25 protein-coding genes and 3 tRNA genes are annotated in these 24,699 nt (G+C 73.7%); 6 read left to right on the forward strand and 22 right to left on the reverse strand.

Features of this window, described 5'->3' with window-relative positions; genetic code table 11:
- Positions 1-117: 117 nt before the first annotated feature.
- Positions 118-2,364 (reverse strand): ATP-dependent DNA helicase RecG, encoded by a 2,247-nt coding sequence (gene recG / locus ACIBPC_RS30400; RefSeq protein ID WP_398849114.1) that lies wholly within the window; start codon positions 2,362-2,364, stop codon positions 118-120.
- A gap of 58 nt (positions 2,365-2,422) precedes the next feature.
- Entirely contained in the window at positions 2,423-4,030 is a 1,608-nt protein-coding gene (locus ACIBPC_RS30405) for a DAK2 domain-containing protein (protein WP_398849116.1), read from the reverse strand.
- Positions 4,031-4,302: 272 nt separating this feature from the next.
- Between ACIBPC_RS30405 and rpmB the strand changes: the two genes are divergently transcribed.
- The gene (gene rpmB, locus ACIBPC_RS30410) at positions 4,303-4,488 is read left to right on the forward strand and encodes a 50S ribosomal protein L28 (RefSeq protein WP_129842680.1); all 186 of its coding nucleotides are present in this window, start codon (positions 4,303-4,305) and stop codon (positions 4,486-4,488) included.
- A gap of 92 nt (positions 4,489-4,580) precedes the next feature.
- Here rpmB and thiD read toward each other — a convergent pair whose 3' ends face one another.
- Positions 4,581-5,384 carry a bifunctional hydroxymethylpyrimidine kinase/phosphomethylpyrimidine kinase gene (gene thiD, locus ACIBPC_RS30415; RefSeq protein WP_398849118.1) on the reverse strand — a complete coding sequence of 268 codons (804 nt, stop codon included), beginning with the start codon at positions 5,382-5,384 and terminating at the stop codon, positions 4,581-4,583.
- 43 nt (positions 5,385-5,427) lie between these two features.
- Complete coding sequence (locus ACIBPC_RS30420) at positions 5,428-6,390, reverse strand: thiamine-phosphate kinase (RefSeq protein WP_398849120.1); 963 nt, start codon at positions 6,388-6,390, stop codon at positions 5,428-5,430.
- 156 nt (positions 6,391-6,546) lie between these two features.
- On the opposite strand from ACIBPC_RS30420, the gene ACIBPC_RS30425 reads away from it, so the two are divergent.
- Positions 6,547-6,780 carry an Lrp/AsnC ligand binding domain-containing protein gene (locus ACIBPC_RS30425; protein ID WP_362968201.1) on the forward strand — a complete coding sequence of 78 codons (234 nt, stop codon included), beginning with the start codon at positions 6,547-6,549 and terminating at the stop codon, positions 6,778-6,780.
- 19 nt (positions 6,781-6,799) lie between these two features.
- A complete protein-coding gene (locus tag ACIBPC_RS30430; protein WP_398849123.1) occupies positions 6,800-7,369 on the forward strand; it encodes a DUF3515 domain-containing protein in 570 nt (189 codons plus the stop codon).
- 37 nt (positions 7,370-7,406) lie between these two features.
- Here ACIBPC_RS30430 and ACIBPC_RS30435 read toward each other — a convergent pair whose 3' ends face one another.
- Genes ACIBPC_RS30435 through ACIBPC_RS30445 form a run of 3 tightly spaced genes read right to left on the reverse strand, consistent with a single transcriptional unit; the run spans position 7,407 to position 10,343 of the window.
- Positions 7,407-8,549 (reverse strand): D-alanine--D-alanine ligase family protein, encoded by a 1,143-nt coding sequence (locus ACIBPC_RS30435; RefSeq protein ID WP_398849125.1) that lies wholly within the window; start codon positions 8,547-8,549, stop codon positions 7,407-7,409.
- A gap of 34 nt (positions 8,550-8,583) precedes the next feature.
- Positions 8,584-9,585 carry an NAD(P)H-dependent glycerol-3-phosphate dehydrogenase gene (locus tag ACIBPC_RS30440; protein WP_398849126.1) on the reverse strand — a complete coding sequence of 334 codons (1,002 nt, stop codon included), beginning with the start codon at positions 9,583-9,585 and terminating at the stop codon, positions 8,584-8,586.
- Positions 9,582-10,343, reverse strand: a complete 762-nt coding sequence (locus tag ACIBPC_RS30445; protein ID WP_362968195.1) for a lysophospholipid acyltransferase family protein — start codon at positions 10,341-10,343, stop codon at positions 9,582-9,584. Before ACIBPC_RS30445 ends, ACIBPC_RS30440 begins: the two co-directional genes overlap by 4 nt.
- A gap of 225 nt (positions 10,344-10,568) precedes the next feature.
- Between ACIBPC_RS30445 and cofC the strand changes: the two genes are divergently transcribed.
- Positions 10,569-11,234 (forward strand): 2-phospho-L-lactate guanylyltransferase, encoded by a 666-nt coding sequence (gene cofC, locus ACIBPC_RS30450; RefSeq protein WP_398849128.1) that lies wholly within the window; start codon positions 10,569-10,571, stop codon positions 11,232-11,234.
- Here the strand turns inward: cofC and ACIBPC_RS30455 are convergent.
- The 5 genes from ACIBPC_RS30455 to leuC all read right to left on the reverse strand — a co-directional run bounded on the left by ACIBPC_RS30455 (position 11,206) and on the right by leuC (position 14,685).
- Positions 11,206-11,409: a hypothetical protein gene (locus tag ACIBPC_RS30455; protein WP_398849130.1), complete on the reverse strand. Its 204-nt coding sequence runs from the start codon at positions 11,407-11,409 to the stop codon at positions 11,206-11,208. The genes cofC and ACIBPC_RS30455 overlap by 29 nt on opposite strands.
- Before the next feature lie 138 nt (positions 11,410-11,547).
- Positions 11,548-12,135 (reverse strand): HU family DNA-binding protein, encoded by a 588-nt coding sequence (locus ACIBPC_RS30460; protein ID WP_362968191.1) that lies wholly within the window; start codon positions 12,133-12,135, stop codon positions 11,548-11,550.
- Between the two features lie 125 nt (positions 12,136-12,260).
- On the reverse strand, positions 12,261-12,515 hold the full coding sequence (locus ACIBPC_RS30465) for a hypothetical protein (protein ID WP_362968190.1): 255 nt from the start codon (positions 12,513-12,515) through the stop codon (positions 12,261-12,263).
- A 146-nt stretch (positions 12,516-12,661) separates the two neighbouring features.
- Positions 12,662-13,255 carry a 3-isopropylmalate dehydratase small subunit gene (gene leuD, locus ACIBPC_RS30470; RefSeq protein WP_362968189.1) on the reverse strand — a complete coding sequence of 198 codons (594 nt, stop codon included), beginning with the start codon at positions 13,253-13,255 and terminating at the stop codon, positions 12,662-12,664.
- A gap of 5 nt (positions 13,256-13,260) precedes the next feature.
- Positions 13,261-14,685 (reverse strand): 3-isopropylmalate dehydratase large subunit, encoded by a 1,425-nt coding sequence (gene leuC / locus ACIBPC_RS30475; protein ID WP_398849132.1) that lies wholly within the window; start codon positions 14,683-14,685, stop codon positions 13,261-13,263.
- A gap of 168 nt (positions 14,686-14,853) precedes the next feature.
- On the opposite strand from leuC, the gene ACIBPC_RS30480 reads away from it, so the two are divergent.
- Positions 14,854-15,585, forward strand: coding sequence for an IclR family transcriptional regulator (locus ACIBPC_RS30480; RefSeq protein ID WP_362968187.1), 732 nt, complete (start codon positions 14,854-14,856; stop codon positions 15,583-15,585).
- 53 nt (positions 15,586-15,638) lie between these two features.
- Here the strand turns inward: ACIBPC_RS30480 and ACIBPC_RS30485 are convergent, their stop codons facing one another.
- Complete coding sequence (locus ACIBPC_RS30485; RefSeq protein ID WP_398849134.1) at positions 15,639-16,148, reverse strand: DUF4188 domain-containing protein; 510 nt, start codon at positions 16,146-16,148, stop codon at positions 15,639-15,641.
- A gap of 163 nt (positions 16,149-16,311) precedes the next feature.
- Here ACIBPC_RS30485 and ACIBPC_RS30490 point away from each other — a divergent pair, with 163 nt between their 5' ends.
- Positions 16,312-16,950: a MerR family transcriptional regulator gene (locus tag ACIBPC_RS30490; RefSeq protein ID WP_398849136.1), complete on the forward strand. Its 639-nt coding sequence runs from the start codon at positions 16,312-16,314 to the stop codon at positions 16,948-16,950.
- A 107-nt stretch (positions 16,951-17,057) separates the two neighbouring features.
- Here the strand turns inward: ACIBPC_RS30490 and ACIBPC_RS30495 are convergent.
- The 9 genes from ACIBPC_RS30495 to ACIBPC_RS30535 form a co-directional block, all read right to left on the reverse strand.
- Positions 17,058-17,130, reverse strand: a tRNA-Glu gene (locus ACIBPC_RS30495).
- Positions 17,131-17,162: 32 nt separating this feature from the next.
- Positions 17,163-17,235, reverse strand: a tRNA-Glu gene (locus tag ACIBPC_RS30500).
- A gap of 19 nt (positions 17,236-17,254) precedes the next feature.
- A tRNA-Gln gene (locus tag ACIBPC_RS30505) sits at positions 17,255-17,326 on the reverse strand.
- A 146-nt stretch (positions 17,327-17,472) separates the two neighbouring features.
- Positions 17,473-18,957, reverse strand: a complete 1,485-nt coding sequence (gltX, locus tag ACIBPC_RS30510; protein WP_398849138.1) for a glutamate--tRNA ligase — start codon at positions 18,955-18,957, stop codon at positions 17,473-17,475.
- A complete protein-coding gene (locus ACIBPC_RS30515; RefSeq protein WP_362968183.1) occupies positions 18,950-19,732 on the reverse strand; it encodes a fumarylacetoacetate hydrolase family protein in 783 nt (260 codons plus the stop codon). Before ACIBPC_RS30515 ends, gltX begins: the two co-directional genes overlap by 8 nt.
- 107 nt (positions 19,733-19,839) lie before the next feature.
- Positions 19,840-20,433: an ATP/GTP-binding protein gene (locus ACIBPC_RS30520; protein WP_362968181.1), complete on the reverse strand. Its 594-nt coding sequence runs from the start codon at positions 20,431-20,433 to the stop codon at positions 19,840-19,842.
- Positions 20,414-21,136, reverse strand: a complete 723-nt coding sequence (locus ACIBPC_RS30525) for a DUF742 domain-containing protein (RefSeq protein ID WP_398849139.1) — start codon at positions 21,134-21,136, stop codon at positions 20,414-20,416. The genes ACIBPC_RS30520 and ACIBPC_RS30525 overlap by 20 nt, the downstream gene beginning before the upstream one ends.
- A gap of 105 nt (positions 21,137-21,241) precedes the next feature.
- Positions 21,242-21,655, reverse strand: a complete 414-nt coding sequence (locus ACIBPC_RS30530; protein WP_059012614.1) for a roadblock/LC7 domain-containing protein — start codon at positions 21,653-21,655, stop codon at positions 21,242-21,244.
- A gap of 10 nt (positions 21,656-21,665) precedes the next feature.
- Positions 21,666-24,470 carry a nitrate- and nitrite sensing domain-containing protein gene (locus ACIBPC_RS30535; protein ID WP_398849141.1) on the reverse strand — a complete coding sequence of 935 codons (2,805 nt, stop codon included), beginning with the start codon at positions 24,468-24,470 and terminating at the stop codon, positions 21,666-21,668.
- Positions 24,471-24,699 lie beyond the last annotated feature (229 nt).

A 24,699-nucleotide genomic window follows, 5' to 3' on the forward strand; every position in this document is an offset into this window, starting at 1 on the left:
GGGCAACCCCCAGTGGTCCGGCCGCGGGCAATCCCGGATGGATCGCCGCGGACTGGGTCCATTCTCCCAGGCACCACTGACAATTGACGGGCCGTCAGCGACGCTGTCCGGGCGCGGTCAGCCCTTCTCCAGGAACTCCTCGCGGTCCGCGTCGAGCAGGGCGTCGAGCGCCGTGCGCAGGCCGGGGACGCCGGTCAGCTCCGGGTCGCGGTCCACCAGCGCGGCGGCCTCCGCGCGCGCCTCGGCGATGACGTCCTCGTCCTCGATGACGGCCAGCACGCGCAGGCTGCTGCGGCCGCCGGACTGCGCGGCGCCCAGGACGTCGCCCTCGCGGCGCTGCTCCAGGTCGATGCGGGACAGCTCGAAGCCGTCCGTCGTGGCGGCGACCGCGTCCAGCCGGGTGCGTGCCGCGCCGCCCTCGGCCGCGTCCGTGACGAGCAGGCACAGGCCGGGCGCCGAGCCGCGTCCGACCCGGCCGCGCAGCTGGTGCAGCTGGGAGACGCCGAAGCGGTCGGCGTCCATGATCACCATGGCGGTGGCGTTCGGCACGTTGACGCCCACCTCGATCACGGTGGTCGCCACCAGGACGTCCACCTCGCCCGCGGCGAAGCGGCGCATCACGTCGTCCTTCGCGTCGGGCGCGAGGCGGCCGTGCAGCACGGCGGTCCGCAGGCCCGCGAGGGGCCCGGCGGCGAGCTTCTCCGCGACGTCGAGGACGGCGAGCGGCGGGCGCCGCTCCGTACCGTCGGGGCCGTCGGCGCCGTCCTTGCCCTCCGTGCCGTCCGCCGCGTCCTGATCGCCGCCGCCGGACCCGCCGCCCGTGTCGTCGCCGATACGCGGGCACACGACGTACGCCTGGTGGCCGCCCGCCACCTCCTCCGTGACGCGCTCCCACGCCCGCGTCAGGAAGTGCGGCTTGTCGGCGACCGGGACGACATGGGTGGCGATGGGCGACCTGCCCTCCGGCAGCTGGTCCAGGACGGACGTCTCCAGGTCGCCGAAGACGGTCATGGCGACGGTGCGCGGGATCGGGGTCGCGGTCATCACGAGGAGGTGCGGTGGCCGTTCGCCCTTGGCGCGCAGGGCGTCCCGCTGCTCGACGCCGAAGCGGTGCTGCTCGTCCACCACGACGAGGCCGAGGTCGTCGAAGGAGACGACGTCCTCGATCAGGGCGTGCGTGCCGATGACGATGCCCGCCTCGCCGGTGGCGGCGGCGAGCAGGGCGCGGCGGCGGGCGGCCGTTCCCATGGAGCCGGTGAGCAGTTCGACGCGCGTGCCGCGCTCGGAGCCGCCGAGCATGCCGCCCTCGGCCAGGTCGCCCAGCATCGCGGTGAGCGAGCGGTGGTGCTGCTGCGCGAGCACCTCGGTGGGTGCCAGCAGGGCGGACTGGCCGCCCGAGTCGGCGACCGCGAGCATCGCGCGCAGCGCCACCAGCGTCTTGCCGCTGCCCACCTCGCCCTGGAGCAGCCGGTGCATGGGGTGTTCGGCGGCCAGGTCGGCGAAGATCTCGTCCCCCACGCGGCGCTGCCCCTCGGTGAGGGTGAACGGCAGCCGGGCGTCGAACGCGGCCAGCAGCCCGTCCTCGGCCGGACGGCGTGGCACGGCGGCCTGCTGCGCGGCGGCGCGGCGGCGGCGCGCGAGCGCGACCTGGAGGACGAACGCCTCGTCCCACTTGAGGCGCGTGCGCGCGGCGGCGACGTCGGCCGTGGAGCGCGGCCGGTGGATCTTCTCGAACGCCTCGGGCAGCGGCAGCAGTTCGCGCCGGCCCAGCAGGGCGGGCGGCAGGGGGTCGGCCAGGCCCGACCAGCCGGTGGCCTCCTGCGAGTCGAGGACGACGCCGACCGACTTGGCGATCCGCCAGGACTCCAGCTGCTTGCAGGCGGGGTAGAGCGGCAGCGGGCGGCCCGCGAACTCGCGGGCGGCCTCGTCGCCGCTCTCCTCGTCCAGCAGCTCGTAGGCCGGGTGGGACAGCTGGAGGCGGCGGTTGAACACGCCGACCTTGCCCGCGAACATGCCGCGCCTGCCGGGCACCAGGACCCGCTCGTGGTGCCGTACGGCCCGGCTGCCGAAGAAGACGAGCTGGAGCCGCCCGGCGCCGTCCGTGACGGTGACTTCGAGGCGCAGGCCGCGCCCCCGGTTGAACGAGAGGGTGCGGGCGTCCGCGACCTCGGCGACGACCGTCACGTGCTCGTCGAGCGGCAGCTCGGTGAGCCGCGTCAGCTCCCCGCGCTCGGCGTAGCGGCGCGGGTAGTGGTGCAGCAGGTCGCCGATGGTGTGCAGGTCGAGATGGGCGGCCATCACCTTGGCGGTGGTGCCGCCGACGGCTTTGGCCAGGGGCTCGGACAGCGCGGTCACACGGCCCATTGCACACCATGGCACCGACAATCGCGGTACGGGCCGCCCGGCCGCCGCGCGGCGGGGGCTACTCGACGCCGATCAGCAGCGGCACGCCCTGCCGCCCCTCGCAGACGACCGTGTCCACGCCGAGGTGCCCGCGGCGCACCTGCTCGCACAGCCGCGCCGCCAGCCCGGACGGCGCGCCCGCGCCGATGACGAGGGTGACCAGTTCGCCGCCCGCCGACAGCATCCGTTCAAGCACGTCGGCCGCGACCTGCCCGAGGTCGCCGCCGATCACCGCGACGTCGCCGTCCACCAGGCCGAGGACGTCCCCGGCCTGGCAGATGCCCGCCATGGTCCACGACTCGTGCTGCGCGACCGCGACCTCGCCGAAGCGGGTGGCGCCCGCCGCGGCCGTCATGGCGACCACGTCCTCGTCGAACCGGCGCTCCGGCGCGTGGACGGCGAGCGCCGCGATGCCCTGCACGGGCGAGCGGGTGGGGACCACCGCGACCCGTACCCCGGCGGCCCGCGCCTGCTCGGCGGCGGCGGAGGCGGCGTGCCAGAGGCTGTCGTCGTTGGGCAGCAGGACGACCTCGCCCGCGCGGGCGGCGAGGACGGCGGCGGCCAGTTCGGCGCCGCCGGGCGGCTCGCCGGGGTGGACGGTGAGGGCGGTCGCGCCCGCCTCGCGGCACAGCCCGGCGAGGCCCTCGCCCGGCATGACGGAGACGACGGTCCTGGTGTCGGCGCGCGGCGGGCGGTGCGCGGCGTCGTCGGTCAGCACGCTGATGCCGATGCGGTGCGGGCGTCCCGCCTCGACACCGGCCTCGACGGCGGCGCCGGGGCGCGCGGTGTGGACGTGCACGTTCCACAGGCCGTCGCCGCCGACGACGACGAGGGAGTCGCCGAGCGCGTCGAGGCGGGCGCGCAGGGCGGGGACGGCGGAGTCGGGGGCGTCCAAGAGGTAGATCACCTCGTAGCCGGTGCCCGCCGCGTCGGCCGCGGGCGCGGCGTCGCAGCCCCGGCGGCCGGGGGCGCGGCCGCGGCGTTCGCCGGGCCGTCCGGCGGGCGGGCGGCCGGAGAGTGCGGCGTCGAGCGCGTCGAGCACGGCGACCAGGCCGCTGCCGCCCGCGTCCACGACACCGGCGTCGGCGAGCACCTGGAGGTGGTCGGGGGTGGCGGCGAGGGCGTGGCGGGCGCCGTCGCAGGCGGCCGAGGCGATGTCGGCGGTACGGGCGCCACCGGGGGCCGTGGCGGCGGCGTCGGCCGCGGCCGTGGCGACGGTGAGCATGGTGCCCTCGACGGGATGGGCGACCGCCTCGTACGCGGAACGCGCCGCGTGGCGCAGGGCGCGGCGCAGCGTGTCGGGCCCTGCGGGCTCGGGCCCGGCGGCGAGGACGTCGGCCATGCCGCGCAGCAGCTGGGCGAGGATGGTGCCGGAGTTGCCGCGCGCGCCGATCAGCGCGCCGTGGGCCATGGCGCGGACGGCCTCGGCGAGCGTCGGGGTGCCGCTGTCCGCCGCCGCGACGGCCTGGGCGGCCGACTCGACGGTGAGGTAGAGGTTGGTGCCGGTGTCGCCGTCGGCGACCGGGTAGACGTTGATCGCGTCGATGTCCTCGCGGTCGCGGCCCAGCACGTCCAGCGAGAACCGGCACCAGCGCCGTACCGCTTCGGCGTCGAGCGGCTGCGGCACGTGGGCCTCCTCCCCGGTCGTCCGGTCTCGTCCGTCGCGAGGCAGCCCGGCGCCCGCGCGCTGGCAGCCTATGCTCTCACCGGCCCGGGGGGCGGCGGGGGAACGATTTCCCTGATCGGGACGGCCCGGGGTATGCTGCCCCGGTTGCCTGATGTCGCCGCCGTGTGGCGGCCGGACGTCGGGCGGACCCGCCGGGGTCGTCGGCCCCGGCTTCCCAGCGTACGTATCCGTCGCCCCGTCTCCACGGTGGTGACCCGTCTTTGGAGTGACCCGTGGCTGCCAACTGCGACGTCTGCGGCAAGGGGCCGGGCTTCGGCAACAGCATCTCCCACTCGCACCGCCGCACCCCCCGCCGTTGGAACCCCAACATCCAGCGGGTGCGTGCTGTCGTGAACGGGACGCCGAAGCGCCTGAACGCCTGCACCTCGTGCATCAAGGCGGGCAAGGTCACGCGCTAGCCCCCCGCGGCTTTCCCGGGCCGGTCCACCTCGTGGTGGACCGGCCTCTTGCATGCCCGCATGCCCGGCATGCCCCGGCACGGCCCGGCCGGTCAGCGGGCCCCGAACGCCGCGCCCGCGTGCCCGTGGTGCACGGGGCCGATGCCCGCGCCCAGCGGGAAGCCCGCCGCTATGGCGGCCGTCACGTACTCCTTCGCCGCCGCCACCGCCGTGGGCACGTCGTCGCCGTGCGCGAGGCGCGCCGCGACGGCGGACGCGAGGGTGCAGCCGGTGCCGTGCGTATGGCGGTTGTCGTGCCGGGGGGCGCGCAGCCAGTGCTCGGCGGCGCCGTCGGTGAGCAGGTCGGTGGCGGGCCCGTCGAGGTGGCCGCCCTTGACGAGCACCCAGCGGGGGCCGAACGCCAGCATCGCGTCGGCCGCGCGCCGCATGTCGTCCTCGGAGCCGACCCGGACGCCGGTGAGCTGCTCGACCTCGGGCAGGTTGGGCGTCACGACGGTGGCGGCGGGCAGCAGTTCGGCGCGTACGGCGTCGAGCGCGTCGGCGGCGAGCAGCGGGTCGCCGTGCTTGGAGACGCCGACCGGATCGACGACCACGGGCGCGTCGGTCGTCGCGAGCAGCGCCGCGACGGTACGGGCCAGCGCGGCCGTCGCCAGCATGCCCGTCTTGACGGCCTGGACGCCTATGTCGTCCACGACGCTGCGGTACTGGGCGGTGACCGCCTCCGCGGGCAGTTCCCACGCGCCCTGCACGCCGAGGGAGTTCTGCGCCGTGACGGCGGTGATGACGCTCATGCCGTGGGTGCCGAGCGCGAGCATGGTCTTGAGGTCGGCCTGGATGCCCGCGCCGCCGCCGGAGTCGGAGCCCGCGACGGTCAGGACGCGTGGAGGTGCCTGCATGGCGGTCACAGTACCCAGGGCGCGTCCCGCGCGGGCGGGCCGGTCAGGCGGAGAAGTGGTCCCAGCCGCCCGCCGTCGCCCAGGCCGCGCCGTCCACGGTGACGGGCGGCGCGTTCCTGGCGCGGGCCGGGAGCACCTCGCCGATCGTCCGCCAGCGGGCGGGCAGTTTGGTCTCCGGCGGGAAGACGGCGACGATCGCGTGGTCCTCGCCGCCGGTGAGCACCCAGGTCAGCGGGTCCACGCCGACGGCCTGCCCGATGTCGTTCATCTGCGCGGGGACGTCGAGGGCGGCGGAGCGCAGGTCGATGCGGACCTTGGAGCCCGACGCGATGTGCCCGAGGTCGGCGATCAGCCCGTCGCTGACGTCGGTCATGGCGGTGGCGCCGAGCGCGGCGGCGGCCGGGCCCGCGAGGTAGGGCGGTTCGGGGCGGCGGTGGGCCTCGACGAACGCGCGGGGCGAGCGGAAGCCGCGGGAGAGCACCGCGTGCCCGGCGGCCGACCAGCCGAGCCAGCCGGTGACGGCGACGACGTCCCCCGGCCGCGCGCCGGTCCTGGTGACGGGCTCGCGGCCGCCGAGGTCGCCGAGCGCGGTGATGGAGACGGTGATCGTGTCGCCGCGCACCACGTCGCCGCCCGCGACGCCCGCGCCGGCGACCTGGCACTCGTCGCGGATGCCGTCCATCAGCTCCACGGGCCAGGTGGCCGGGAGTTCGGCGGGGACGACGAGGCCGAGGAGGATCGCGGTGGGCACGGCGCCCATCGCCGCGATGTCGGCGAGGTTCTGCGCCGCGCCCTTGCGCCCGACGTCGTACGCGGTGGACCAGTCGCGCCGGAAGTGCCGTCCCTCCAGCAGGATGTCCGTGCTGGCGACGACCCGGCGGTCGGGTGCCGCGATCACCGCGGCGTCGTCCCCCGGGCCCAGCCGTACGGCGGGTGTCCCGCTGATCCGGGAGGTCAGCTCCCGGATCAGGCCGAACTCGCCCAGCTCCCCCACACTGCCCTTCACTCAGCTCTCCTCTTGTCCGTCCCGCTCGTCCGGCCGGCCCCGCAACGGCCGGCCCCGGCTCCGCCTGCCGCGATCGGCGCCCGCCGTGGTCTCCCGGCGCCGGTCGTGACGCGCTACGGTAGCGCCCCCAATCCTCGTAGCCGCTGTGGAGGACCCGTGGTGCAGGCGTACATCCTGATCCAGACCGAGGTGGGCAGGGCGTCGGCCGTGGCCGACGTCATCGCCAAGATGCCGGGGGTGGTGCAGGCCGACGACGTCACGGGACCCTATGACGTCATCGTCAGGGCGGAGGCCGCCACCGTGGACGAACTGGGGCGTCTCGTCGTCGCGCAGGTCCAGCGCGTGGCGGGTATCACGCGGACCCTGACCTGCCCCGTCGTCCATCTGTAGCACCCCGTATGCTCGCCGGGTGACTCTCACCGTACGCTGCGGTGGCGGGCGTTCCGCGGCCGGTCCCCGGCGGGCCGGGCTCGCCGCGGCCGCCCTGCTGCTCGCCTGCCAGGCCGCGCTGGCGGGCTGCTCGGGCGGCGACGCGACGGGCCCCGTCGAGGTCGCGCCCCCCTCCCCCGCGCCGTCCGGCGAGGCGGACGAGGTGTGCCGCGCGCTGGCGGACGCGCTGCCCGAACGTGTGGACGGCCACGACCGGCGGCCGACGGAGGGCGACTCGCCGTACGTCGCCGCCTGGGGCGATCCGGCGATCACGCTGCGCTGCGGCGTCGGCCGCCCGCCGGAGATGACGCCGGGCGACCCGGAGTACGACCCGTACACCACCGACGTGATGGCGGTGAACGAGGTGGCGTGGCTGGTGGACGAGGAGGACGGCCGGGTCAGGTTCACGACCTCGGAGTCGAAGTACTTCGTGGAGGTCGTCGTGCCGGACGACTACGCGCCCGAGGTCAACCCGCTGCTCGACCTCGCGGACCCGGTCCTGGCGACCGTCCCGCCCGACGACCTGCACGCGGACCCGGCGGCGGACTGACGCCCGCCCCCGGCCCGTTCACGGCCCTGAGCCGGGGTCAGCGCAGGCCGGTGGAGCGCCGCAGCGCCGCCTGGAGCAGCAGGTCCACCAATTCCGGGTAGCTCACGCCGGTCGCCTCCCACATCCGGGGGAACATGGAGATCGGTGTGAAGCCGGGCATGGTGTTGATCTCGTTGATGACGAACTCGCCGCTGTCCAGCAGGAAGAAGTCCGCCCGCACCAGGCCCTCGCAGGACGCCGCCTCGAAGGCGCGCAGCGCCAGCGCCCTGATCTCCGCCGTCTGCTCCTCGGTGAGCGGCGCGGGGACGACGCCCTCGGACGCGTCGATGTACTTCGCCTCGAAGTCGTAGAAGTCGTGCGTCGCGCTCGGCGGGATCTCGGCGGGCAGGCTGGCGCGCGGCCCGTCCTCGAACTCCAGCACGCCGCACTCGATCTCGCGGCCCGTGAGCTGCGCCTCGACGATGACCTTCGGGTCGTGCGCGCGCGCCTCCGCGATCGCCGCGTCGAGCCCCTCGGGGCCCGTCACCCGCGAGATGCCGACGGACGATCCGGCGCGCGCGGGCTTCACGAAGACGGGCCAGCCGTGTTCGGCGGCGAAGTCGGTGATCCGGCGGCGCGCGCCGTCCGGGTCCTGCTCCCACTCGCGCGGGCGCACGACGGTGAACGGGCCGACGGGCAGGCCGAAGGAGAGGAAGACGCGCTTCATGTACTCCTTGTCCATGCCGACCGCGGAGGCGAGCACGCCCGAGCCGACGTACGGCACCCCCGCGAGGTCGAGCATGCCCTGCAGCGTGCCGTCCTCGCCGTACGGGCCGTGGAGCAGCGGCAGGACGACGTCCACGTCGCCGAGGTCCTTCGGCACCGACCCGGCCTCGGCGAGCGTGATGTCGCGGCGGCCCGGGTCGACGGGCAGGACGACGCTTCCCGCGCCCTGCTCGGCGATCCGCTCGACGGTGGGCAGTTCGCGCCCGCTGATGGCCATGCGGTCGGGGTCGTCGGCGGCCAGGGTCCAGCGGCCGTCGGCGGTGATGCCGATGGGGAGCACGTCGTAGCGCGTGCGGTCGATGGCGCGCAGGACGGCGCCCGCGGTGACGACCGAGACGGTGTGCTCGGAGCTGCGGCCACCGAAGACGACGGCGACGCGCGGCTTGGGGCTCTGGGGGGAGTTCTCGCTGCTCATAACCCTGTGAGGCTACCTAACGGGAGGGCTGCGGTCAGTGGTGCTCGGCCTTGGCGGTTCGCGACATCAGCTCGCCGACCGCGACGAGGGGCTGCGTGCCCTCGTGGACGATGCCGACGACCGTCTCGGTCAGCGGCATCTCCACGCCGTGCCGCCGCGCCAGGTCGAGGATGGAGCGGCAGGACTTGACGCCCTCCGCCGTCTGCCGGGTGACGGCGATGGTCTCGGCGACGGTCATGCCGCGGCCGAGGTTGAGGCCGAAGGTGTGGTTGCGGGACAGCGGCGAGGAGCAGGTGGCGATCAGGTCGCCCATCCCGGCGAGGCCGGCGAACGTCTTGGGGTCGGCGCCCATCGCCTGGCCGAGCCGCGCGGTCTCGGCGAGGCCGCGGGTCATGAGGGACGCCTTGGTGTTGTCGCCCAGGCCCATCCCGTCGGCGATCCCGACGGCGAGCGCGATGACGTTCTTGACCGCGCCGCCCAGTTCGCAGCCGACGACGTCGGTGTTCGTGTACGGGCGGAAGTACGGGGTGTGGCAGGCCGTCTGGAGGCGGCGGGCGACGTCCTCGTCCGCGCAGGCGACGACGGCGGCGGCGGGCTGCCGTTCGGCGATCTCCCCGGCCAGGTTGGGCCCGGAGAGCACGGCGACGCGCTCGGGGCCGACGCCCGCCACCTCCCGTACGACCTCGCTCATCCGCTTGGCGCTGCCCAGCTCGACGCCCTTCATCAGGGAGACGAGGACGGTGCCGGGCTCCAGCAGCCCGCCCCAGTCGGCGAGGTTGTCGCGCAGCGTCTGGGACGGCACCGACAGGACGCTGAACTCGGCGCCGCGGCCGGCCTCCCCCGGGTCCGTCGTGGCCCGCACCCCGTCGGGCAGCAGGCAGCCCGGCAGGTAGTCGGGGTTGCTCCGGGTCGTGTTGACGGCTTCGACGACCTCCGGGCGGCGTGCCCAGAGCGTCACCTCGCAGCCCGCGTCGGCGAGGATCATGGCGAAAGCCGTCCCCCATGAGCCGGTGCCGTAGACGGCGACGCGTGTCACTCCGTTCTCTCCTCCTCAGGCGCGGGGTGCGTGCCGCGCCGGTCGGCCGAAGTCCTGCGGTGCACGTGGCGCCGGTCGGGCGGGGTCTCGTCGCGGATGCCGGCGAGCAGGACGGTGATGGCGTCCATGATCCTGTCAGACACCTCGCGCAGGACGTCGGCGGTCGGCTCCCGGTCGTAGAAGTCGCTGAGGTCCACGGGCGCGCCGGCGACGACCGTCAGGGTCTTGCGGGGGCGCAGGCGCGGTTTGATCGAGCCCGCGTACGGCGGCAGGACGGCCTGCGCGCCCCACTGCGCCACGGGGATCACGGGCGCGCGGGTCTTCAGCGCGACGCGCGCGGCGCCGGTCTTGGCCTCCATGGGCCACAGCGCCGGGTCGCGGGTGAGGGTGCCCTCGGGGTAGAACGCGACGCACTCGCCGCGCTGCACGGCGGCGACGGCGGCGCGGAAGGCGTCCGCCGCGTCGGAGGTCTCGCGGTACACGGGGATCTGGCCCGTCCCGGTCATGAAGCGGCCGACGAAGCCTTTGCGGAAGAGGCTGTCCTTGGCGAGGAAACGCGGCACGCGCCCGGTGTTGTACTGGAAGTGCGCGTAGGACAGCGGGTCGAGATAGGAGTTGTGATTCACGGCGGTGATGAATCCGCCCTCGGCGGGAATATGCTCCATTCCCCGCCAGTCCCGGTTGAACAGCGCCACGAGCGGCGGTTTTACCAGAATTGCGGCCAATCGGTACCAGAAGCCGATTCTGCGGCGAGACACTCGGACACCATCTCCTCTTGACTGCTCCGGCGCGGTCCGCCGCGGACAGTCGCACAAGTGTCGCCCCGGGGTGTAGGGCTGTCCAGCGGCGGCACCGCCCGCCACGACGGTCCAAGTTTGCACCCTGATGCCCGAAGCGCGACGGCCATCCCCGGGTGTCCCGGCGGTGTCGGGCGGCCGCGGACCTGCCCCCGGCCCGGCGGCGGGCCGGGGGAGAATGGCGTGGTGAGCGCGACGGAAGGACCCCGCTGGTCGTTGATCGTCCCCCTGAAGCCGCTGCGGCTGGCCAAGAGCAGGCTGGCCGATGTGGCGGGGGACGCGGTACGGCCGCTCCTCGCGCTCGCGTTCGCCGAGGACACGGTCGCGGCGGCGCTGACCTGCGCTTCCGTACGCGAGGTGCTCGTGGTGACGGACGATCCGCTGGCGGGGGGGCGATTGGCGCGAGCGGGCGCGCGTGTCGTACCGGACGCGCCGGGCAGCGGGCTGAACGCGGCGCTGGCGTACGGGGCCGCGACCGCGCGGGCCGCCAGGCCCGACGCCGCCGTGGCCGCTTTGAACGCGGATCTGCCCGCGCTGCGCGGCGCGGAACTGCTGCGGGTGCTCGGCGCGGCGTCGGAGCACGGGCGGAGCTTCCTGGCGGACGCCGCCGGAGTGGGAACAACGTTGCTCGCCGCGGCGGGTGGGGTGGATCTCGCACCGGCGTTCGGCGGGGCGTCGCGGGCGCGGCACCGCGCGTCGGGCGCCGCCGAACTGCTGCTCGACGGGGTGCCGGGCGCGCGGCGCGACGTGGACACCGGCGCGGACCTGCGGGCGGCGCTCGCCCTCGGCGTCGGGCCGAGGACGGCGGCGGGCGTGCGGCGGCTTACAGCGTTTGCAGCGTCAGGAAGGTGACGCGGCGCGCCGCGTCCTCCCCCTCGACCTCGATGCGGACGCGCTGCCCCGGCCGCAGCAGACGCAGGCCCCCCGCGTCGAACGCGTCGGCGTCGAAGGCGAGGGGCGTGCCGTCGTCCAGCAGCACGCTGCCGGAACGGGTGGCGGGGTCGTACGTGTACGCGGTGGCCTGCATGTGCCCGAGCCTACTGGCCGGGCGGTGACGGCTCCGGGGCGCGGCCGGCGGGACCGGCCGGGCCGCCGGGGGTGAACGGCGGCGGGCCGGACCCCGGTTGGGAGACCGGCCCGCTCGGTGGCCGAGCGCCGTGCGCCGTCACCCTCGGCGGGCGGCGGCCTTCGTCGCGGTGCGCGAGGAGCTCCGCTTGGCCGGGGCCTTGGTGGCGGTGGCCTTCTTGGCCGGGGCCTTCTTCGCGGCGGTCTTCTTGCCGGTGGCCTTCTTCGCCGTCTTCTTCGCCGCGGCGGCCTTCTGCGTGGTGGCCTTCTTGGCGGTGGCGGTCTTCTTCGCGGCCGTCTTCTTGGCCGCCGCCTTCTTGGTGGTGGCCTTCTTGGCCGCGCCGCCGGCGGCGCCCGCGGTCAGGCTGCCCTTGGGGGCCTTCTTGACGGCGACGTCGTTGCGCGGCAGTTTCTTCGTCCCGGCCACCAGGTCCTTGAAGCCCTGCCCGGCGCGGAAGCGGGGGACGGAGGTCTTCTTGACCCGCACGCGCTCACCGGTCTGCGGGTTCCGCGCGTAGCGCGCCGGGCGGTCCACCTTCTCGAACGAACCGAAACCGGTCACCGAGACCCGCTCCCCGGCGACCACGGCGCGGATGATGGCGTCGAGCACGATATCGACCGCGTCCGCGGCCTGCTGACGGCCACCGAGCTTGTCGGCAATCGCTTCTACGAGTTGTGCCTTGTTCACGTCTTCCCCTTCGCAGGCATTGCTGGAACGAATGCGTTCAAGCTTTTTCGCACGTTAGGCAGATATATATCGCAAATCAAACGCGAAACGGGCGAATCACCCTTGTGTCGCAACGAACTCGGCCGTCACGGAGTTCCGTCACGGCCGTCGCGGGACGGGCCCGGAGGCAGCCGGTCCGCGTCAACGTCCTCCATCAGCCGGTCCAGACGGCGGGCGGCACCGGGCAGGTCCTGCTTGGCCGCGGCGGTGATGACCAGCAGCTTCCGCGTGAGAGCCTGCCGTACGTCCGCGGGCACTTGCAGGGCCCGCACGCGGCGGTGCGCGTCCTTCAGGCGATCGGCGACGAGGTCGTAGAGTTCGAGTTGACCGTCGCGTTCCATGCGCCGATTGTGCCACCTTGAGGACGGTATCGCCCTCTAAGCCCCCAACGCCCGTGTCGGTGGCGGCGATCACGCGGAAACGCCCCCACCGGGCGGGGACCGGTGGGGGCGTTCGCTTGTGTGTCGGGGGGACCGCCGACGAGGCGTCAGGCGGCCTGTGTGCGCGGCTTCCAGGCCGGGCGCCCGGCCTCGTAGTCGGCGATGGCGTCCTCGTGCCGCAGCGTGATGCTGATGTCGTCGAGGCCTTCGAGCAGGCGCCAGCGGGCGTTCTCGTCCAGTTCGAACGGGGCGGTGATGCCCTCGGCGCGGACCTCGCGGGCCACCAGGTCCACGGTGACCTCCGCGGACGGGTCGGTCTCCGTGAGCTTCCACAGCGCCTCGACGGTCTCCTGCGGGAGGACGACCGTCAGCAGCCCGTTCTTGAGCGAGTTGCCCCGGAAGATGTCGGCGAAGCGGGAGGAGACGACGGCCTTGAAGCCGTAGTTCTGGAGGGCCCACACGGCGTGCTCGCGGGAGGAGCCGGTGCCGAAGTCGGGGCCGGCGACCAGGACGGTGGCGCCCTGGCGCTCCGGCTGGTTGAGGACGAACGAGGCGTCCTTGCGCCAGGCCTCGAACAGGCCGTCCTCGAAGCCGTCCCTGGTGACCTTCTTCAGCCAGTGGGCGGGGATGATCTGGTCCGTGTCCACGTTGCCGCGGCGCAGCGGGACGGCGCGGCCCGTGTGGGTGGTGAATGCTTCCATGTCGCTCAGACCTCCACGGGGGTGGGGACGTCGGCCAGGTCGGCCGGGGACGCGAGGCAGCCGGTGATCGCGGTGGCCGCGGCGACCTGCGGCGAGACCAGGTGGGTCCGGCCGCCCTTGCCCTGCCTGCCCTCGAAGTTGCGGTTGGAGGTGGAGGCGCAGCGCTCGCCGGGCGAGAGCTGGTCGGGGTTCATGCCCAGACACATCGAACACCCGGCGTGCCGCCACTCGGCGCCCGCCGCCGTGAACACCTTGTCGAGCCCCTCCTCGACGGCCTGGAGCGCGACGCGCACCGAGCCGGGGACGACCAGCATCCGTACGCCCTCGGCGATCGTCCTGCCCTCCAGGACGGAGGCGGCGGACCGCAGGTCCTCGATGCGCCCGTTGGTGCAGGAGCCGACGAAGACCGTGTCCACGGAGATGTCGCGGAGCTTCTGCCCGGCGGACAGGCCCATGTACTCCAGCGCCTTCTCGGCGGCGAGCCGCTCGTTCGGGTCGGTGAAGGAGTCCGGGTCCGGCACGCTCTGGGACAGCGGGGCGCCCTGGCCGGGGTTGGTGCCCCAGGTGACGAACGGCGCCAGCTCGGCGGCGTCGATGACGACCTCGTGGTCGAAGACCGCGTCGTCGTCGGTGCGCAGCGTCCGCCAGTAGGCGACGGCGTCGTCCCAGTCGGCGCCGCGCGGGGCGTGGTCGCGGCCCTCCAGGTAGGCGAAGGTGGTGTCGTCGGGGGCGATCATGCCCGCGCGGGCGCCCGCCTCGATCGACATGTTGCAGATGGTCATCCGGGCCTCCATCGAGAGCTTCTCGATGGCCTCGCCCCGGTACTCGATGACATAGCCCTGGCCGCCGCCGGTGCCGATGCGGGCGATGATCGCCAGGATCAGGTCCTTCGCGGTGACGCCCTCGGGCAGCTCGCCCAGCACCGTGACCGCCATGGTCCGGAACGGCGCCATCGGCAGCGTCTGGGTGGCGAGCACGTGCTCGACCTGGCTGGTGCCGATGCCGAACGCCAGCGCGCCGAAGGCGCCGTGCGTCGAGGTGTGGCTGTCGCCGCAGACCACGGTGGTGCCCGGCTGGGTCAGGCCGAGCTGCGGGCCGACCACGTGGACGACGCCCTGCTCGCTGTCGCCCAGGGAGTGCAGCCTGACGCCGAACTCGGCGCAGTTCTTGCGCAGGGTCTCCAGCTGCGTGCGCGAGACCGGGTCGGCGATCGGCTTGTCGATGTCGAGGGTCGGGGTGTTGTGGTCCTCGGTGGCGATCGTGAGGTCCGTGCGCCGCACGGGGCGACCGGTCTTGCGCAGGCCGTCGAACGCCTGCGGGCTGGTCACCTCGTGGAGCAGGTGGAGATCGATGAAGAGCAGATCGGGCTCGCCCTCCGCGCGCCGGACGACGTGGTCGTCCCAGACTTTCTCCGCCAGTGTCCGTCCCATGGCCTTCCCTCCGGAATCGCCGCTGATCGTCGGTGGACCGCCGTCCGTTCCCCTCGCACCGGACGGTGACCCCTGCGCGCGGGGAATCCCGCGAGCATGCCCCCAGCCTTGCGCTTTCTCTCGAAAAGCGGGCTTGCGTTTCACAGTGTGAGACGCGAGTATCGTTTCATGGACAACTCTAGCGGTGACACCAGCGGTGTGGGCGTGCTCGACAAGGCGGCCCTGGTCCTTGGTGCGCTGGAGTCAGGACCGGCCACTCTGGCGGCGCTGGTCGGGGCGACCGGCCTGGCCCGGCCGACCGCGCACCGGATGGCGGTGGCACTGGAGTACCACCGTCTGCTGGCCCGCGACATGCAGGGGCGCTTCGTCCTCGGCCCCCGGCTCGCCGAACTGGCGGCGGCCGCGGGCGAGGACCGGCTGCTGGCCGCCGCGGGACCCGTCCTGACCCAGCTGCGGGATCTGACGGGCGAGAGCGCCCAGCTCTACCGGCGGCAGGGCGACATGCGCATCTGCGTGGCCGCGGCCGAGCGGCTCTCCGGACTGCGGGACACCGTGCCCGTGGGCTCCACGCTGCCGATGAAGGCCGGGTCCGCCGCGCAGATCCTGCTCGCCTGGGAGGAGCCGGAGCGGCTGCACCACGGCCTTCAGGGCGCCCGGTTCACCGCCACCGCGCTCTCCGGGGTCAGGCGGCGCGGCTGGGCGCAGTCCATCGGCGAGCGGGAGCCAGGCGTGGCCTCCGTCTCCGCGCCGGTGCGCGGCCCGTCCAACCGCGTGGTCGCCGCGGTGTCCGTCTCCGGGCCCATCGAGCGCCTGACGCGCCACCCGGGCCGGATGCACGCCCAGGCACTCCTGGACGCCGCCGGGCGCCTCACGGAGGCCCTCCGCCGCAACGGCGGCTGACCAGCCGCCCCTGACCGCCCCCTCCCCCGTACGGGGCCGCCCGCCGCGAACCGTCAGGCCGCGGACGCCGGCCCGGCCTCCGTGCGGGCCGCGAGGCGGTCACCGGCCCGTTCGCCGCGGCGGCCCACGGGTATCACCCCGGTCGCAGCGCCGAGGCCGAAGTCCGGCATGGAGACGTAGACCGCCTCGTGGGCGCCCGCCGGGACGACATAGGTCTCGTGCCAGAACCCCACGCGGTTGCGCCCCTCGCGCATCCGCCGGTTGAACGCCGCCCAGGCCGGACGGTGCCGCCCCTCGCGGTCGCTCGCGTAGGCGAGCAGCTTCTCGTGCGACGACCAGTACTGCACCACGTAGATCAGCCGCGGGCCGCCGAACAGCAGCCGGTAGCCGAGCATCCCGCTGTCCTTGTCGCGGGCCAGTTCGGACAGCATCGGCGGCATCGCCCGGAAGGTCGGCCACCAGCTGCGCAGGTGCCGGAAGCTGTTGATCCGCATGCCGATCAGGAAGACGGTCACCTCGCCGGTGCCCGCCGCCGTCATCCGGCCCTCGTTGATCTTCGGCATCTGCCTCTCCCCTCGTCCGTGCCGTACCCGCCGCCCGCGCGTACGGGGACGGCGGCCAGACCGCCCCGCGACCGGGCGACGGTGTTGGATAGCTTCACTATCCATGGTTGGATAGTGCCACTCCCCAAAGGGATGCGCAAGCGGGAATCGACGAGGAGTGCACATGCGGCTGGCTGAGCTGAGCGCGCGCAGCGGGGTCTCGACCGCGACGATCAAGTACTACCTGCGGGAAGGGCTGCTGCCGCCCGGCGAGCGGATCTCCTCCACCCAGGCCGAGTACGACGAGGAGCACCTGCGCCGCCTGCGGCTCGTGCGCGCCCTGGTCCATGTGGGCCGCGTGCCGGTCGCGACCGCCCGCGAGGTCCTGGCCGCCCTGGAGGACGAGGACACACCCCAGCTGGAACGGCTCGGCACCGCCGTGGCGGCCCTCCCGACCGGCGCGACGGCCCCCGGCGACGACGCGGCGGCCCGTACCGCCGGGGAGACCGCCGAAGCGCTCCAGCGGCAGCTCGGCTGGCGCGTGGTGCCGGACAACCCGGCGCACCAGGGGCTGGTCGCCGCGCTCGCGACGCTCCTGCGCCTCGGCTACCCCTGCGACCTCGGCCAGCTGCTCCCCTACGGCAGGCTGGCGGGCGAGCTGGCCGGGCACGAGGTGGCGCTGATCGAGGACTTCGACGCGCCCACGACCCAGCTTGAGGCCGCCGTGGCGCTCACCGTGCTCTACGAGCCCGTGCTGCTGAACCTGCGGCGGCTGGCCCAGGCCGAGGAGGCGTCCCGGCGCTTCGGGCCCGGCACGGGCTGATGGGGCGGGGCGGGCCCGGCACGGGCTGATGGGGCGGGGCGGGCCGGACACGCGAAAACCCCCCGCCACTGGCGAGGGGTTCCGGCATGATCATCGAGGATCTCAAGTACCCCCGACCGGATTCGAACCGGCGCTACTGCCTTGAGAGGGCAGCGTGCTAGGCCGCTACACAACGGGGGCCCTCAACCCGGACCGACAAGAGATCCGGACCGTACCCCCGACCGGATTCGAACCGGCGCTACTGCCTTGAGAGGGCAGCGTGCTAGGCCGCTACACAACGGGGGCTTGATCTTGAGATAGACCGCTGGGGTACCAGGACTCGAACCTAGACTAACTGAACCAGAATCAGTCGTGCTGCCAATTACACCATACCCCACCAAAACGCCACCCCGCCGGGGGTGTTGTCCGGGTGATCGCTCCGGCGGCCCGTTTCCGGTCCGTCCCTTGCGACGCGCCAAACAATACCCGATCGAGAAGGGTCCCCCAAAACCGGTTCCCCGGCGGGCCGGCGGCGTCCGGTGCTCAGGCCGTGAGGCGGGCCAGCGCCGCGTCCACGCGGGCCAGCACGCGGTCGCGTCCCAGGACCTCAAGGGACTCGAAGAGCGGCAGCCCGACGGTGCGGCCCGTGACCGCCACGCGCACGGGCGCCTGTGCCTTGCCCAGCTTCAGCCCGTGCTCCTCGCCGGCCGTCTGCACGGCCTCCTTGAGTGCCTCGGCCGTCCACTCCGGCAGCGCCGCCAGCTTCTCCCGCGCGGTGCCGAGGACGGCCTCCGCGCCGGGCTTCATGGCCTTCTGCCACGACTTCTCGTCCGCCACCGGCTCGTCGAGGAAAAGGAAGTCGACGTTCTCGGTGATGTCGGACAGCACGGTCACCCGCGTCTGGGCCAGCGGCGCGAGGGCGGCGAAGGCGGCCGGGTCGTACTGCTCCGGCTTCCACGGCGCGTACGGGGCGCGCAGCCACGGCTCGCAGGCGGCCGTGAACTCCTCGGCCGTCAGCCGCTCGCGGATGTGCGTCGCGTTGACCGCCTCGGCCTTGGCCAGGTCGAAGCGCGCCGGGTTCGCGTTCACGGCGCCGATGTCGAAGGCGGCGACCATCTCGTCCATCGAGAAGATGTCGCGGTCCTCGGCGATCGACCAGCCGAGCAGCGCCAGGTAGTTCAGCAGGGCGCCCGGCAGGAAGCCGCGCTCCCGGTAGAGGTTCAGGGACGACTCGGGGTCGCGCTTGGAGAGCTTCTTGTTGCCCTGGCCCATCACATACGGCAGGTGCCCGAAGGCGGGCACGCCGCCGCCGCCCACGCCGATGTCCGCGAGCGCCCGGTAGAGCGCGATCTGCCGGGGCGTGGAGGAGAGCAGGTCCTCGCCGCGCAGGACGTGCGTGATCTCCATCAGCGCGTCGTCCACCGGGTTGACCAGCGTGTACAGCGGCGCGCCGTTCGCGCGCACGATGCCGTAGTCCGGCACGTTCTCCGGGGCGAACGTCAGCTCGCCGCGCACCAGGTCGGTGAACGTGATCGGCTCGTCCGGCATGCGGAAGCGGACGATCGGCGTCCGGCCCTCCGCCTCGTACCCGGCGCGCTGCTCCGGCGTCACGGTGCGGCAGCGGCCGTCGTACCCGGAGGGGCGGCCCGCGGCGCGGGCGGCCTCGCGGCGCTCCTCCAGCTCCTCGGCGGTGCAGTAGCAGTGGTACGCGTGCCCGGCATCGAGGAGGCGGGCGGCGACGTCGGCGTAGATCCCCATCCGCTGGGACTGGCGGTAGGGCGCGTGCGGGCCGCCGGTGGCGGGGCCCTCGTCCCAGTCGAAGCCGAGCCAGCTCATGGCGTCCAGCAGGGCGGTGTACGACTCCTCGGAGTCGCGGGCCGCGTCGGTGTCCTCGATACGGAAGACCGCCGTGCCGCCGTGGTGCCGCGCGTACGCCCAGTTGAACAGGGCGGTGCGGACCAGGCCGACATGCGGGTTGCCGGTCGGGGAGGGGCAGAAACGGACGCGGACGGTGGAGGGGCTAGTCACGCTTGACGACCTTGTTGGTGAGAGTGCCGATGCCTTCGATGGAGACGGCGACCTCGTCGCCGACGTGGAGCGGGCCGACGCCCGCGGGGGTGCCGGTGAGGATGACGTCCTGCGGGAGCAGCGTCATCGACTCGGAGACGTGCACGATCAGGTCCTCGACGGCGCGGATCATCTGGCTGGTGCGGCCGAGCTGGCGCTGCTCGCCGTTGACGGTGCACATGATGGCGAGGTCGGACGGGTCGAGGTCCGTCTCGATCCAGGGGCCGAGCGGGCAGGACGTGTCGAAGCCCTTGGCGCGCGCCCACTGGGCCTCGCGCTGCTGCACGTCGCGGGCGGTGAGGTCGTTCGCGCAGGTGTAGCCGAGGACGACGTCCAGGGCGCGTTCGCGGGGCACGTCGCGGCACAGGCGGCCGATGACGACGGCCAGCTCGGCCTCGTGGTGGACGTCGGACGAGATCGACGGGTACGCGATGGGGTCGCCCGAGCCGATCACGGACGTGGAGGGCTTGAAGAAGGTGATCGGGACGTCCGGCACCTCGTTGCCCAGCTCACGGGCGTGCTCGGCGTAGTTCCTGCCGACCGCGACGATCTTGCTGGGGAGGACGGGGGGCAGCAGCCTGACCTTGCTCAGCGGCACGCGGCGCCCCGACCGTTCGAACGCGGCGAAGGGGTGGCCCTTGATGATGTCGAGCTGGAGCCCGCCGTCCTCGGCGGGCTCCTCCTCCACCACGCCGAAGCCAACGGTCCCCTCGATGGAGAATCTGGCGATGCGCACGGCTGCGTACGTCCTTCACTGGCCGCTGTGAACCGGCTGTGCGGTTCCGGAAAATCTGCGGGACCAGCCTAGACGAACGGCCGCGCGGCGCGGCGTGGGCGGCGGACTCAGCGCAGGCGGGCCATGAGGGCGTGCTCGACGAGGGTGATCAGGGCGCTCTTGGCCTCGGCGCGGTGGCGTGCGTCGGTGGTGATGATCGGTGCGTCCGGGCCGATCTGCAGTGCCTCGCGGACCTCTTCGGGAGAGTAGGGCTGATGTCCGTCGAAGCCGTTGAGGGCGATGACGAACGGCAGGCCGCTGTTCTCGAAGTAGTCCACCGCCGGGAAACAGTCGGCGAGACGGCGGGTGTCCACCAGTACGACGGCGCCGATCGCGCCGCGGACCAGGTCGTCCCACATGAACCAGAAACGGTCCTGGCCGGGCGTGCCGAACAGGTAGAGGATCAGGTCCTGGTCCAGCGTGATGCGGCCGAAGTCCATCGCGACCGTGGTGGTCGTCTTGCCACCCGTGTGCGTCAGATCGTCGATCCCCGCGGACGCCGACGTCATCACGGCCTCGGTCCGCAGCGGATTGATCTCGGACACCGACCCCACGAACGTGGTCTTCCCCACACCGAACCCACCCGCGATCACGATCTTCGCGGAGGTCGTGGACCGGGACGGCGCGGTGAGACCGGCGTCGTTAGAGCTTGCGAAGTCCACTGAGCACCCTTTCGAGCAGTGTCACATCTGGCTGGCCACCCGGATCGCCTTCATGACCCGGCTGGTGAATGGCGACGAGCCCGGCCTCGGCCAGGTCGGCCACCAGAATCCGGGCCACCCCCAGAGGGATGGAGAGCAGCGCGGAAACCTCCGCGACGGACTTGACCTCGTAGCAGAGCTGGCAGATCCGCTGGTGCTCGGGGAGCTGGCCCTGGAGCTGCACCGGGTCGGCGGTGGTGCTCACCAGCGCCTCGATCGCCAGCTGGTACCGCGGCCTGGTCCGGCCACCGGTCATCGCGTAGGGACGGACGAGCGGCTGCTGCGGCTCGACGTCCGCGGGACGCCGGCCCGAGGGCGGCGGGTTCTGCCGGGCGGTGGGCGGGGTCCAGTCCCGCGCGCCCCCGCCGCCGTGGCCGTCCGCCGCGCCCTGGCCGGGGCCGCCCGCCGCGGGGGCGGGGCGTTCCGGGCGGGAGGACTCGGCGTGCGGGCGGCGCTGCGGCGGCTGACCGTGCGGGGGCGTGCCGTCGTGCCTGCCGCGCGGGTCCTGCGGGCCGTCCTGGGGAACGGCCTGCTGGTCCTGCGCGGGCCGCCGCCGCGAGCCGCTGGGGGCCGAGGGGAAGTTGAAACGCCCCGGGCGCCCTCCGCCGTGCGGCGGCTGCGCCGGGTACTCGTTGCCGTATGGTCCGCCTGGGGGCGTTGTCACTGTTCCTCCTCCGACTGCCTTCGCTCGTGAGCGGAAGCCGCGCTCATCTCGTCGCCACGCCTGGCACCTTATGGCGCCGGGGCCTCAATCCGCACATGTGGTCTGCTAGTTGAGCAGGCTTCCCTGGAGTTCGGCGCGGAGATCAGGCGTGAGAACGCTACCGGCACGATCCACCAGCAACGCCATCTCATACCCCACCAGACCGATGTCCGCCTCAGGATGCGCCAGCACCGCCAACGACGAACCGTCCGAGATCGACATGATGAAGAGGAAACCACGCTCCATCTCCACCACCGTCTGATTCACCGCACCACCCTCGAAGATCCGCGACGCACCCGCCGTCAACGACGTCAGCCCAGAAGCCACCGCCGCCAACTGATCCGCACGATCCCGCGGAAACCCCTCGGACAACGCCAGAAGAAGACCATCGGCAGACACCACCACCGTGTGCGACACCCCCGGGGTGTTCTCCACAAAACTGGTGATCAACCAGTTCAGGTTCTGCGCCGCCTGGCTCATCGGCCTCACACTAACGCTCCTGATCGTATTCGTCGTTCTGCGCGCCGCGGTCGTCCCGGACGCCGCGGCCCTGCTGCACACCGCGGCGCAGACTGCTCAGCCGGCCGCGGACGTCCTTCGGATCACGCGAGATCTGGGGTCGGTCCGGGGCGGATTCCTGTGGGGAGTGCTCGGTCAGATGTGCTTGCGGCACTCGTCGTGGGAGTCCGGCGGATGTGGTGCCGCCGGAGCGTTCCTCGCGGCGCGGCCCGCGATCCCGCCACGCCTCCCCGGACCCCGGCGGTTCCGCCGGGTCACGGGAATCGTCCCGCAGTCGCTGTGCCGGGTCCTCCTCGGGCTGCTGCATGGCTCGTTCACGGCGGGGTAGTCCCGCGCCGGTCGTGGCGCGGTCATCCGCCGCGACCGGTTCTGTGCCAGTGAAGCCTACGCGCTGCGCGGCCCCGGTGGGACCACCGCGGTGCGATTCCGCAGCGGGTGTGACCGGCTCGAAACCCCGCTGTGTCGTGGGATGTTCGCCCGACGGGGGCTCGGTGGTGCCGGTGGCGTACGGGGGCGCGTCCGCCGGTCCGAGCGCCGGGCGGCGTGCGTGGCGTGGTCCCTGGCGGCCCGCCGCCGGGGGGACGGGGGTGTGGGCGTCGTCCGTGTGGGGGATCGCGGGGGCGTGGACCGGGGGAAGCCCGGCGTAACCCCGGTCGTATGCCGCGCCGCCCTGCGCGGGCGTACGGGGCGTACGCGCCGGGGTGATCCGGTCCGCCGCGCTCCCCGGTCCGGCCTCCTCGTCGCGCGTCCCGGCGTTCGCGGGGGCGGGCGAGCACGCGGTCGGGGGGAGCATGACGACCGAGGTGGTGCCGGTGCCCTCGGCCGGGCGCAACTGGACGCGTATGCCGTGCCGTTCGGCGAGGCGGCTGACCACGAACAGGCCCATGCGGCCCGCGACGGCGGCGTCGAGCCTGGGCGGGTCGGCGAGGCGCGCGTTGATGTCCGCGAAGTCGGCCGGGGCGAGGCCGATGCCCTGGTCGTGGATCTCGGCGAGGACGCGGCCGTCGGGCAGGCGGGTCGCGGTGACGCGGACGGCGGTCTGCGGGGAGGAGAACACGGTGGCGTTCTCCAGCAGTTCGGCGAGCAGGTGCACGAGGTCGTTGACGACCTCGGCGTGGACCACCGTGGCGGCGACGCCGTGCAGCTCGATGCGGGCGTAGTCCTCGACCTCGGACGCGGCGGCGCGCAGGACGTCCACGAGGGAGATGGGCTGGTCCCAGCGGTGCTCGGGCTCCTGGCCGGCGAGGACGAGGAGGTTCTCGCCGTTGCGGCGCATGCGGGTCGCGAGGTGGTCGAGCTGGAAGAGGGAGGAGAGCTGGTCGGGGTCGGCCTCCTGGCTCTCCATGGCGCTGATCAGGGTGAGCTGCCGCTCGATCAGCCCCTGGTTGCGGCCGGAGAGGTTGCTGAACAGCGTGCTCACGTTGCCGCGCAGCACGGCCTGTTCGCCCGCGAGGCGGACGGCCTCGCGGTGGATCTGGTCGAACGCGCGGGCGATCTGGCCGATCTCGTCCCTGGTCGTGATGCCGATGGGCTCCACGCGGGTGTCGGCCCCGGCGGGGCCGCCCCGGGCGAGCCGGTCCACGACGGCCGGGAGGCGTTCGCCCGCGACGCCGAGCGCGGCGGCGCGCAGGCGGTGCATGCTGCGGCTCATCGACCGCGCGACGAGTCCGGCGACCAGGAAGGCCAGGAGGACGGCGGCGAGGACGGCGGCGGCGTTGAGCGCCATGTCGCGGCGGGCCGTGGCGGCGATGTCGCCCGCCTCGCGCACGGCGGCGTCCACGAGATCGGTCTCGATGTCGTGGTAGGCGTCGAACTCGGCGGTGGACGCCTGGAACCAGGTGCCCGCGTCCATGCCGTCCGGCAGGCCGCCCGCGGCCGTCGCGCCGCCCGCGAGGAGGGCGGTCATCGCGTCCAGGTCGGGCGCGGACGGCGCGCTCGCGGCCGCGCCCTCCGTGGCGTCCGCCATCGCGCGCTCCAGGCGGCGCGCGTCCTCCTCGGTCGCGGCGGCGGTGTACTCGCCGCGGGCGATCTCCTCCAGGCGGACGTAGGAGATGAAGGCGGCGCGCTGCTCGGCCGTGTCCTCCTCGCCGGGTCCCGGGGCGACGAGGAGGTGGACGCCGAGGGCGCGCTGGAGCGAACTGGCGGCCTTGGCGAGGGAGAGCGCGTAGACGCCGCGCCCGTAGGCCGCGAGGTTGCCGGTGCCGAGGCCCAGTTCGTTCGAGAAGGACATCAGGGGCCGCTGGACGCCGACGTACGCCTCCTCGGTGGCCGCGCCGGGCAGGGCCTCGGTGTACGCCTGCCGCCGCAGCGTGTCCAGGCGCGTCTCGGCGTCGTTGACGGCGGCGACGCGGCGGCGGATGTTCGGGGTGTCGGGGGCCGCGGCGGCGCGGGCGGCGAACTCCTCGCGCGCCTCGTCGGTGCGCTGCCGCGCGTCGGCGATGCCCGGGTCGTCGTCCCGGCCTTCGAGGAGCGGCCTGGCCGTGACGTCGCGCTCGTCGACGACGGCGTGGGCGTACGCGGTGGCGGCGCGGACGAGTCCGGCCGTGCGCTCGGCGTCCTCGGCCTCCTGCCAGCGGTCGTACGAGCCGTAGACCCGCAGGCCGCCCAGGACGAGGGCGACGAGGACGGGGATCAGCAGGATGGCGTTGAGCTTGGTGGCGACGCGCCAGTTGCGGAGGGCCAGGCGGGTGCCGGACGGTGCGGCGGGGCGTGGGCCGTCGGGGTACGGGGGCACCGGTCGGTCCGGTGCGTCGGGGGTCTTGCGCTTGCGGCTCACTGGTTTCCACCTCCCGGCACCGGCACGCGGTCGCGGACGGAGCCGTGACGTCTGCGGGGGTCGGGTGGATTCCAGCATGCCGCGCGGGGAGTTTCCAATCCCTGGAAACGCACAAGTTCGGACGAACTTGACGAGGAGGAAACGGACGCTTCGGCGCAGGCACCGCGAAACAGGCGATTGTTGTACGCGGAGGGGTCGGAGCCGTGTGCGGGCTGTTCGTGAAGCCCGG

Source organism: Streptomyces sp. NPDC049879 (assembly GCF_044461265.1).
Classification (GTDB): domain Bacteria; phylum Actinomycetota; class Actinomycetes; order Streptomycetales; family Streptomycetaceae; genus Streptomyces.